This window comes from Nocardiopsis sp. B62, from assembly GCF_018070675.1.
In the GTDB taxonomy this organism is placed as follows: Bacteria; Actinomycetota; Actinomycetes; order Streptosporangiales; family Streptosporangiaceae; genus Nocardiopsis; species Nocardiopsis prasina.
On the sequence record NZ_JAGPXK010000014.1, the window covers coordinates 101,076 to 110,809 of the forward strand.

8 protein-coding genes are annotated in these 9,734 nt (G+C 70.9%); 4 read left to right on the plus strand and 4 right to left on the minus strand.

Annotated elements, in window-relative coordinates:
- Window positions 1–88: 88 nt before the first annotated feature.
- Together KBX21_RS16600 and KBX21_RS16605 are read right to left on the minus strand one after the other, a co-directional pair.
- Window positions 89–1,234: a PrsW family intramembrane metalloprotease gene (locus tag KBX21_RS16600; RefSeq protein ID WP_049567813.1), complete on the minus strand. Its 1,146-nt coding sequence runs from the start codon at window positions 1,232–1,234 to the stop codon at window positions 89–91.
- Window positions 1,231–1,842, minus strand: a complete 612-nt coding sequence (locus tag KBX21_RS16605) for a hypothetical protein (RefSeq protein WP_369801053.1) — start codon at window positions 1,840–1,842, stop codon at window positions 1,231–1,233. The genes KBX21_RS16600 and KBX21_RS16605 overlap by 4 nt, the downstream gene beginning before the upstream one ends.
- Window positions 1,843–2,132: 290 nt before the next feature.
- Here KBX21_RS16605 and KBX21_RS16610 point away from each other — a divergent pair, with 290 nt between their 5' ends.
- Window positions 2,133–2,918 carry a class I SAM-dependent methyltransferase gene (locus tag KBX21_RS16610; protein ID WP_049567806.1) on the plus strand — a complete coding sequence of 262 codons (786 nt, stop codon included), beginning with the start codon at window positions 2,133–2,135 and terminating at the stop codon, window positions 2,916–2,918.
- Between the two features lie 474 nt (window positions 2,919–3,392).
- Here KBX21_RS16610 and KBX21_RS16615 read toward each other — a convergent pair whose 3' ends face one another.
- Window positions 3,393–4,826 (minus strand): WGR domain-containing protein, encoded by a 1,434-nt coding sequence (locus tag KBX21_RS16615; RefSeq protein WP_049567802.1) that lies wholly within the window; start codon window positions 4,824–4,826, stop codon window positions 3,393–3,395.
- 716 nt (window positions 4,827–5,542) lie between these two features.
- Between KBX21_RS16615 and KBX21_RS16620 the strand changes: the two genes are divergently transcribed.
- Both KBX21_RS16620 and KBX21_RS16625 read left to right on the plus strand, forming a co-directional pair.
- On the plus strand, window positions 5,543–6,280 hold the full coding sequence (locus tag KBX21_RS16620; protein ID WP_210842449.1) for a maleylpyruvate isomerase family mycothiol-dependent enzyme: 738 nt from the start codon (window positions 5,543–5,545) through the stop codon (window positions 6,278–6,280).
- 103 nt (window positions 6,281–6,383) lie between these two features.
- On the plus strand, window positions 6,384–7,358 hold the full coding sequence (locus KBX21_RS16625) for a phosphotransferase (protein WP_210842450.1): 975 nt from the start codon (window positions 6,384–6,386) through the stop codon (window positions 7,356–7,358).
- Between the two features lie 22 nt (window positions 7,359–7,380).
- Here the strand turns inward: KBX21_RS16625 and KBX21_RS16630 are convergent, their stop codons facing one another.
- Window positions 7,381–8,853, minus strand: a complete 1,473-nt coding sequence (locus tag KBX21_RS16630; RefSeq protein ID WP_049567795.1) for a bifunctional phosphatase PAP2/diacylglycerol kinase family protein — start codon at window positions 8,851–8,853, stop codon at window positions 7,381–7,383.
- Between the two features lie 317 nt (window positions 8,854–9,170).
- Between KBX21_RS16630 and KBX21_RS16635 the strand changes: the two genes are divergently transcribed.
- Window positions 9,171–9,494: a hypothetical protein gene (locus tag KBX21_RS16635; RefSeq protein ID WP_049567790.1), complete on the plus strand. Its 324-nt coding sequence runs from the start codon at window positions 9,171–9,173 to the stop codon at window positions 9,492–9,494.
- Window positions 9,495–9,734: the final 240 nt, after the last annotated feature.

Sequence of the window (9,734 nt, forward strand, 5' to 3'; positions counted from 1 at the left end):
CGGGGGCTCGTGGGTTCCAGGAGGTGCTCGGGTTCCAGGAGGTGCTCGGGTCCTCGGAGGTCCCTGGGGCCCGGAGGAACCGACGGACTCAGCCCCGGTACTCCGAGGCCCGATCCTCCGCCGTCGCCACCATCTGGTCCTGCCGTTCGCGGACGACGGGCCGCTCCGGCGCCGCCACCCGGCCCAGTTCGCGGTTCCGACCGTGCCGACTGGCGAGGGCGACCGCCGCTGACCGGTGCATGCCCAGTTCCTCGCCCTGCACGGCCAGGGACTCCCGAACCCGACGTCGATGGGCGTGCCGCGCCACGAAGTACACGGCCAGCGCGCTCAGGAACACCACCAGCATCTTGAACAGCACGCCGAGGAGGCCCTCCAACAGCGGAGCGTCGAAGAGCCAGTGGACGCCGATCGCCAACAGGAACAGGAGCAGGGCGCCGGTGGCCCTGCCCGGGGTGGGTCGCCAGGCCGAGGCGGCCAGGAGGCCGACCGCGGTACCCGCGATCGCCGACATCGCCCAGTGTGAGCCCAGACCGGTGAGACCGACCCGCAGGAACAGCGTCTGGAGCACCGAGGCGACACCGTCCGTGGCCCCCTGCATCATGATCGAGTTGAGAGCGTAGGTGAAGTCCTCAGCGAGCTGGAAGCCCAACCCCACCAGAGCGCCCATGACGAAACCGTCCACGGGGCCACGCACCACGCGCGCGGCCATCACGGCGATCAGCACCACCCCGGCGGTCTTGAGCAACTCCTCGTTGAGCGGTGCCGTCAGCGCCGCTCCCCACGCGGAACCGAACTCGACGCCGCCCAGCCGCGACCACGCGGACATCAACTGGGTGTTGGAGAACAGTGACAGACCGATCGCCCCGGTCAGGCCCCAGAGCACGGCCAGGAGCGAGAACGTGAAGCTCGGGGGCCGGACCGGACGAATCCGCCGCAGGACCCAGAAGCCGAACACACCGGCCACACCCAGCACCACGGCTGCGGCCAGAGTCTCAGTGGGGAAGACCCACATCGCCCCGAAGAAGTTGGTCAGGGTGAAGACGAAGCCGCCCAGGCAGAGCAGGGCGAGGGCCAACGTGGCGAACAGTGCCGGAAGGCGTTGGGTGCGATGCGGTTCGGGGAGCGGCGCGGTCAGGTGTTCGGTGCCCTCGTGGCCCTGGTCGGACTCCCGGGGGGTGGGAACCTGACCACTCGCGGTGGGCGGGACGTCGGGTTCGGGTCGTGCGTGGCTCATGAGGTCCCTTCCGTGTCCCGGTCGAACCGGATCGACTGGACCGTCCGTTCGGCGTCGGCGAGATCGGCCATGCTGGCGTCCGCGCCGATGGCCTGGGTCTCCACGGCGAAACCGCCGTTCGGAGAGGGGAAGACCGTCGCGACTCCGGTGTGCTCCTGCATGTGCAGGTCCCCGGTCAGGCCCTGCGCTCCGCCGTCGGAGGTGATCTGCTGCGGTTCCCCCAGGGTGGCCGAGGAGTCGCTGACCCTCACCGTCTCGCGCATGCCGTCCCAGAGTTCCGAGGCGTCGGTGCGCTCGGACGGCTCCACCACGCTCATGTGGAGGTTGACCGGTCCCTTGACGAAGCGCAGCTGCTGGCCCAGGGTGCTGGACCCGGTGTCGAGTTCCCAGCCCTCGTCGAAGGTCACCGACGCCCCGTAGCCCTCGCTGGACCCCAGGGTGACGGCCTGCCCCGGTTCCACCGCCTCGGAGGAGGGCAGCGCCGCGTTCACCAGGGCCCAGCCCCCCGTCAGGACCACGACCACCGCGGCCGTGGCCCCCAACGGGACCCAGTTGCTCCGTGGACCTCGTGACCTGGCGTGGCGTAGCTCCGTGCTCTCGTTCACCATCGCGCCCCCGTCTCCGCGCTCGTTCCGGTGTTCGCTTCCTGGAGACAGCGAAACACCCACAAAGGTGCCGAACAGAGAAAAGGGGGACACTTGGCGCAATTTTGCGGTGATTTCACCGACTCTGGGAGTGATGGCGAGACCGCGCGATCCAGCCCCGGGGTGGGAACACCCGGGGGCGACGTGGCCGAAGGTGGCCCCGATTCGCGCCACCCGCCCTCTTGGCGAACCCAGTCCCCCCGTGATGGGATGCCACCTTCAGCGTGACGACCGAACGGAAGCACGGGCGACCGATGCCGAAGCAGAGCACTGAGCAACTCACCACGGACCGTTCCTCCCTGGTCCACCGGATCCGCTACGCGTTGCGGAATCCGGGCCGGATAGCGCCCCACGTCCTGCGGTCCGCACGTGACCTGCGTCTGCGCCTCACACACCGGGACCACGTCTCCTACTACCGCGCGGTGATGGCCTCCGACGCGGCCCGGGACCCGAAGGCGGCGGTCGGCAGCCGCAACGAGGAGCGCTGGCTCGCCCTGGGCCAGATGCAGTTCGACTACCTGGTCGAGCACGGTCTCAAGCCCAGCCACCGGATGCTCGACATCGGTTGCGGCAACCTGAGGGCCGGGTGGCGGTTCATCGACTACCTGGACACCGGCGGCTACTACGGCATCGACATCTCCCCGGACATCCTGATCGCGGGCAAGAAGGTCCTGGCCGAGCGCGGACTCCAGCACAAGCTGCCGCACCTGACCCTCACCCAGGACCTGACCTTCGACTTCCTCCCCGACGACTCCTTCGACGTCGTCCACGCCCACAGCGTGTTCTCGCACTCGCCCGTCGAGGTCATCGACGAGTGCCTGAGCCACGTGGGCCGCGTGCTCGCCCCGGGCGGGTTCTTCGACTTCACCTTCGACCGCACCGAGGGCACCGAGCACCACGTGCTGCACGAGGACTTCTACTACCGCACGCAGACCCTGGTCGCGCTCGCGGAGAAGCACGGGCTCCGGGCCCGCTTCATGGAGGACTGGGAGGAGCGCCCGCACGGGCAGTCGAAGATCCGGGTCACCGCGGCGGAGTGAACCACGGGGTCGACTTCGGTCACTCTCGTCGGGGCGGTGAACGCGTGGTGTCACCAATGCGCCGGTTCGGTCGCGGGCAGCTCATGGTTCGGCGCCCTTCGCGTGCGAGCGTGTCATCAGTGAGTGCGACTCCCTCTGACCCAACGACTTCGACAGCCCGCTGGAGCGACAGGAGGACATCAGCCGCATGGTGCGGTCCCGGGCCGCCGATTCTCCTCCCCTCCCTTTTCGAGAAGGCGAGCGAGCCCGTCGGCGGCCCCGACCCGGAGATCTGCGTGGCGGCATGATGCGCCTGATTCTCAAGGGGGCCCGTGTGAAAAGGGTCCCCTTGCGTCTGCATTCACGAACCAGGGCCGTTTTGGCTCTATTGTCATTCTCCTCCCTAATTCCCGCCCAGGCGGAAACCGGCGTTCCGTGCGCAATCACCCCGGTCGAACTCAGTGCGCGGCATCAGGCGAATGCCCGGGGCAGGGGCTATCCCAGGCGGCGGATGTCGCCTCTGACGCGGTAGAAGTCGCCGCTGCCCGAGGTGAGCACCTCGTTCACGACGTAGCGGGCTCCCGCCCGGCGGATGTCCTTGGGGAACTGCACCCGCAGGGACGGGTCGAAGCCGTTGGAGACCACACGGACCCGCAGGCGGCCTCCCTCGTCCACGCACTCGACGACGATCCCGTCGGTGTCGGTGAGCTCGCTGGTCCGCACGGTCTCCAGCTCGGTGGCGGGGGTGACCGCGTCCCAGGAGGGGGCCTTGACGCTGACCGGCTCCGGGACGGTGCCCCGCTCCGCGGCCAGGATCGCCTCCTCGGAGGCGTCCACGCAGGCCAACGATCCGTCGGTGGTGACGATGTACAGACGGTCCTGGTGGAACTGCATCGAGTAGGCCGAGCCGCAGCCGGTGGCCAGCTTCCACAGGCGCCGCCCGTCCCTGGAGAAGCAGTAGACGGAGGAGTGGTTGTCACCCGCGAACACGTACCGCCCGTCCGGGGAGGCCGCGCAGGAGAAGACCGCCCCGTCGCAGCGGTAGGTGGAGCGGTGTACGCCGTCCTTGCCGATGCGGTCCACGGAGTTGCGGGCCGTGGCGGCGAAGACCTCGTCGCCCTCCTGCCAACCGAACAGCACCGCGCCACTGGTCGGCACCGACCAGCGTTCGTTCCCGGTGCCCGCGTCGTACATGGTGACGCCCCGGGAGTGCCCGTGGTAGACGCCCGACTCGTCGTGGCGGACCATCCACGCGGAGTTGCCCGCGCTGCGCCGGGACCACTGGAACTCGTCCTCGTGGTCGATCACGGTGATCTGGCCCGCGACGTCGGAGACACCGAGCACCCCGTCGTGGATGTCCAGCCAGAAGATGTCCACGTCCTCGGCGATCTCGTACGCCACGTGCGGGATCTTCGCACCCAGGTCGTAGACCTTGCCGTCGTCGCATCCCGCGTAGATCCAGAAGTCGTCGGCCACGATGCACTTGACGCCGTCCGGGAGTCCGTAGCGGGCGGTGACGGTGCCCTGGTGGGACAGGGTGTACACGTCCCCGCGCTCGTTGCCGACCCAGCAGCGCTCGTCGTCGACGAAGATGCCGAAGGCGGGGCTGCCCGAACGGAACCGCCACAGGACCGGCGCCAGGTTGGCGGTCGACCTCTGGCTGACGATCGTCCGCCTGGTCACCGCGCGCCGCTTGCGGACCCCGACCACGGCGGGCTCGTACCCCTTGCGCTTCTTCTCGGCGATCTTCCTCGCGGCCGTGGCCTCGGCCTTGGCGACGGTGGTGTGGCTCGCGGTGCGCGACTGTCCGGGTTCCCCGATCCGCCCGTAGCGGATGGTGACGTCGGTGCCGTCCACGGTCACCTCGTAGAACTTGTGCGCGCCGCCGCCCTCTTCCGAGAGCTCCAGGTAGGTGCGGGTGCTGGTCATGGGACGCCCTTCGACGATCGGGGATCCGGGCACACGTGCGGGAGACGGGTGCCAGGCAGGGGTGGGGAGGGGTACCTGCCTCCGGGAGGAGGCCGTGTCGACTGGTTCGAAACTATCGGTGGGTGCCGACATTCCGGTGCCCCCGTCCCCTGGTCGTCGGGGCAGGTGCGCATCGGTCCTCGGTTCCACTCCACGGTGTCGGCGGGTACCCGGGCCAGGTCCTTCGCCTCACCGGTGAGGTCGGCCCGGGCCCGGTGCGGGTTCGTGACGGCCGTTCGGCGTCCGCCCACGCGCCCAACTCACCGGATCGATGGTGCGCGCGCCCTCCAGGGTGCTCTCACCCGCGCGGGCGGCCTGTCTCGTGGCGATCCCCTCGTCAGGTGACGGTCCGGGGCGTTTCCGTGACGAGCGGCGCAATCGGAGGCCCCGGACACGAGGGGCCGGTCCGTCGACCCTGGAGGAGTCGGGCCGTCGCCGAACCGGCCGCCGCCCCGGCGGAACGGGCCGACACCCCCATCGACGTGGGCGTGCTCCGGGGCACGAGCCGGGCAGCGGCTCGGCCCCTCGCCTCAACGGAGTGTTCGACGCCTCCACCGACCTGGCGGGAGATCCTGGCCCCGTGACCAGGCCCCGCACGCTCACAGAGATCCGATTCTTCGAGAATCCAGCTTGTGGAAAACCGGACTTCGGTTAACGCCGGGTGCTAGCTTCCCAACATGGACACGCCTCGACACCTCACGGTCCTTCGCGAGAGTGGCACCCTCCTCGCCGACGCCGCCGAGGGCAGGCCGCACGCGCACGTGCCCACCTGCCCCGAGTGGAACGTCTCCGATCTGGTCTGGCACGTCGGCGAGACCCACCACTTCTGGAGGGCCATCGCCTCCGGGGAGTTCCGGGACCCCGACGGGTACGCGCAGCCGGAGCGCCCCGACGACGAGAAGCTCCTGCACTGGTACCGGGAGGGGTTGGCCGAGACCCTGACCGCCCTCACCGCGCTGGACCCGGAGGAACCGCGCTGGACCTGGTCCCCGCAGAAGAACGGTGCCTTCATCCACAGACGCATGGCACAGGAGACCGCCGTGCACGCGTGGGACATGCTCAACGCGATCGGCGGCCCGGCTCCGCTTCCCTCCGATGTCGCCTCGGACGGTGTGGACGAGTTCCTCACCTTCTTCCTCGGCCTGGCCGAGATGCTGGACCTGCCCAGGGAACCGGTGGGCCCGACGGGTGCGGTGCTGCTGACCGCCACCGACGTCGACCGCTCGTGGTCGGTGGACCACACCGGCCAGCACTGGCGGGTCAGCCACGCTGTGACCCGGGCCAGCACCACGGTGGAGGGCACCGCCTCCGATCTGCTGCTCACCCTCTGGGGACGGGCCGAGCCCGATGCGCTGCGGATCACCGGCGACGAGCAGGGCTTCGCCCGGTTCCTCAAGGTCGCCGAGACCGAGTGACCCGGGGCGCCCCTCCGGGCCTCGCGCCACGCGCTCCAGGGGAGGGTGCGGCGCACGGAAAACTCCGTGCCACGACGGGCGCGGGGGTGTTAGCTTCACTGCCATGTTGGACAGGCCCGTTGACTTCGACGAACACCAGATCAAGGACGCCCTGGCGGACTGGGGCATCCACGCGGAGGTGCTGACGCACGTCCCCCTGGGGTTCGGCGACCACCACTGGAGCGCCACCGACACCTCCGGTCGTCGCTGGTTCCTCACCCTGGCGGACCTCCATCACAAGCCCTTCCTCGGCGGCGACCCCGACACCGCCCTGCGCAACCTGCGCCGGGCCATGGACACCGCCGCGGACCTGCACGACGTGCACGGGCTCGGTTTCGTCGTGGCCCCGCTCCGCTCCACCGGGGGCGCCACCGCCCGGCGGATCGGCGACCGCTACGCGCTCAGCGTGTTCCCGCATACGGAGGGCACCCCCGGCGGCTACGGGCAGGAGCTCACGCCCGAACAGCGGGACCGGGTCCTGGACACCCTCGCCCGCCTTCACGGGCGCACCCCGCCCGCCGAGGTCCGGGCCGCCCCGCCGACCCTGGACGGAGCCGCCCGGCTGGCCGGGCTCACCGCCGACCCCGAGGGGATCGGTGACCGCGGCCCCTTCGCGGGGCCCACCGCCGAACTGCTCTCCGCACACGGCGCCGTGCTGCGGGAGCGTCTGGACGAGTTCGGCCACCGAGCCGCCGAGGTCGACGGCTCGCCGGCGGTCACCACCCACGGCGAACCGCACCCCGGCAACCTGCTGTGGCGCGGGTCCGGCCCGCTGCTTGTCGACTGGGACACCGTGGGCCTGGCCGTCCCCGAACGCGACCTGTGGCTGGTCACCGACGACCCCGACGAACTCGCCCGCTACACCGAGGCCACCGGGCACCGGCCCGACCCCGCGCTCCTGACCCTGTACCGGCTGCGCTGGGCGCTCCAGGACGTCGTGGAGTTCGTCGACTGGTTCGCCGCCCCGCATCTGCGCGGCCCCGACACCGAGCAGGCCTGGCGGGACCTCGGCGCGATCCTGCGCGGTCTGGAGCTCTGAGCCGGGGCGGGCCCGCCCCGGCTCAGCCGTTGAGCAGTGGCACGAACACCCGCAGTGCCCCCTGGCGCTTACGGAAGACCACCTCTGGTGATCCCTCCACGACCTCGCCGTCCACGGCCAGCAGCCGGGGCTCGTCCGGAATGGACAGGGTCAGCGACTCGGTGAGCCGCTCGGTGTAGCCCGCCCCGGACACCGTCCGCGCGAACAGGACGTCCGCCAGGGCACGCAGTCGGGGGAAGGGTGAGCGCGCGCGCAGCACCCGCACGTCCAACCGTCCGTCGTCCAGGCTCTCCCGCAGACCCGGCACCCGGGCGTGCGTCCGGTACCGGCAGTTGCCCACGAACGCCCACCACACCTTCACGGGGCGCCCGTCCACCAGCGCCGGGGTGGGCTGGACCTCGCGCAGGTCGCGCCAGAGGGCGAGCGCGAAGGCGGGCCACTTGCCGATCCGGTCCGCCCAGCGGTCGCGCACCTCCACCATGCGCGGATACGACCCGAACGACGAGGTGTTGAGGAAGACGCGCCCGTCGACCTCGCCCACGTCCACCCGTGCCAGCCGAGCGCCCGCGTAGGCGCGCAGGGCGATCTCGACCGAGGTCAGTCCCAGGGTGCGGGCGAAGTTGTTGAGGGTGCCGTCCGGCAGCACCAGCAGGGGTCGGTCGTGTGTGAGCGCCGCCGTGGCCCCGGCGTTGACGGTCCCGTCGCCGCCCGCCACCGCGAGTACCTCGCAGTCGCGGGCCGCCTCGTCCATCACCGCGGCGACGTCGTCGTCGGCGGAGAGCGGAACGATCCGCGCCCGGGGCAGCTGGCGGGCCACCCGGGTGGTGGTGTCGGCGGTGGTCAGCGTGGGCACTCCGGTGTCGCCGCCGCGCGGGTTGACCACGACGGTCACCCCCGAGCCCTCCGGGTCCACGTCCGCCTCACCCGCGGGGGTGGTGCTCGCGCCGAAGACGAGTTCGGGACGGGGCGGGAGGAGCGCGCGGGAGAGCAGCGCCGAGGCGGCGCCGACCGCGACCCCGCCGAGTACGTCACCCGGGTAGTGGACCCCGCTGTGCACGCGGGAGAAACCCACGGCGCCCGCCATGGCGGACACCAGCACCGACAGTGGCAGCGGGGCGTCGGACATCACACCGCCCGCGTAGCCCACCGCGGCGGCGGTGTGACCGGAGGGGAAGGAGGAGCTGAGGTAGGTGCGGTAGGGGACGCGCGCGGTGGGCACCGCGGAGCTGTCCGGGCGCGAGCGCCGAACCAGGTACTTGACCGCGGTCGCACCGGCGTTGGCGAGCCCGGCGGCGACGATCGCCCGCATCGCGGTGCGGCGCAGGCGTGGTCCGCCGGTGACCGCGAGTGTGGCCGAGACCAGTACCCACGGCGCCATGTTGTCGGTGCTCTGCACGAACTTCGGCGTGTAGCCGTCCAGGAAGGGGGTGCCCACTCGGGTCACACGGTCGTAGACGCGCTGGTCGATGCGTTGGAGTCGAGGGAGCAGTCTCATGGGGCCAGCCTGGTGGCTACCGGATGAGTTGTCCATAAGGCGCGCTTCGCCCTGGGAAGCGGCAGGAAGGGAGACGGTGCTCGGGGGCGACGACTGGGGAAGGGACGTCGCCCCCGAGCGCCACGGCTCAGTGGTTCACACCACTGGAACTTCCGTGGGCCTGCTCCGAGATTAGCCTGTCCTGTTCGGCTTGGGGTGGGATCCCCGTCACTGTGCGGGGTCGTCCCTGGGTGGCCGGTTCCGGCCCGGTGAAAGACGTTTCGGAGGGGGCTGGGGAGAGTAGGTCTTCGGGCGTTCCCCCCTGAGGAAAGGCGACCATGTCCACCACTGAGACCCCTGACCCGATCCACGTCGTGGTCCTGCACTCCGAGCAGCCGCTCTCCGTCGACCTCTCCGAACTCCACCCCGACTGTCGGATCACCGTGCTCACCGACGGCGCTCCGGGCGCGGTCAGTGAGGGGGTCGAACCCCCGGACGTCGTGTCCATGCCCCGCTCCGAGTGGGCCGACCAGCTCGCCCGCTGGGCGCGTGGCGGTGAGGTGGACGTCGTGACCAGGGACGAGACCTGCCAGGACGTGTGCGCCGACCTGCGTTCCGGGCTCGGGCTGGACCCCCGTCCCGCAGCTTCCGCCGACCACTGAACCCGCTCCTCCCAAGGGGCTTCGGGCCCCTTGGAGTGGCCCCTCCCGCCGCTGCTGGCGGTGGGGACCGCCGTGCTGGCCCAGCCCGCCGTGCGTCACCTCCCCCGGGACGCCCTGCTCCCGGCCTCGGTCTCCAGGCGCATGCCCTCACCGAAACCCGGCGTCCTGATCTCGTACGTGGGGCAGTTGGCCGTGGGCCGACTCCTTTCGACCGTGGGCGGGACATTCACCCCGGCGCCG

Coding starts and splice junctions, on each gene's coding strand:
- KBX21_RS16600 (WP_049567813.1), bottom strand. CDS start 1,234: ATGAGCCACGCACGACCCGAACCCGACGTCCCGCCCACCGCGAGTGGT.
- KBX21_RS16605 (WP_369801053.1), bottom strand. CDS start 1,842: ATGGTGAACGAGAGCACGGAGCTACGCCACGCCAGGTCACGAGGTCCA.
- KBX21_RS16610 (WP_049567806.1), top strand. CDS start 2,133: ATGCCGAAGCAGAGCACTGAGCAACTCACCACGGACCGTTCCTCCCTG.
- KBX21_RS16615 (WP_049567802.1), bottom strand. CDS start 4,826: ATGACCAGCACCCGCACCTACCTGGAGCTCTCGGAAGAGGGCGGCGGC.
- KBX21_RS16620 (WP_210842449.1), top strand. CDS start 5,543: ATGGACACGCCTCGACACCTCACGGTCCTTCGCGAGAGTGGCACCCTC.
- KBX21_RS16625 (WP_210842450.1), top strand. CDS start 6,384: ATGTTGGACAGGCCCGTTGACTTCGACGAACACCAGATCAAGGACGCC.
- KBX21_RS16630 (WP_049567795.1), bottom strand. CDS start 8,853: ATGAGACTGCTCCCTCGACTCCAACGCATCGACCAGCGCGTCTACGAC.
- KBX21_RS16635 (WP_049567790.1), top strand. CDS start 9,171: ATGTCCACCACTGAGACCCCTGACCCGATCCACGTCGTGGTCCTGCAC.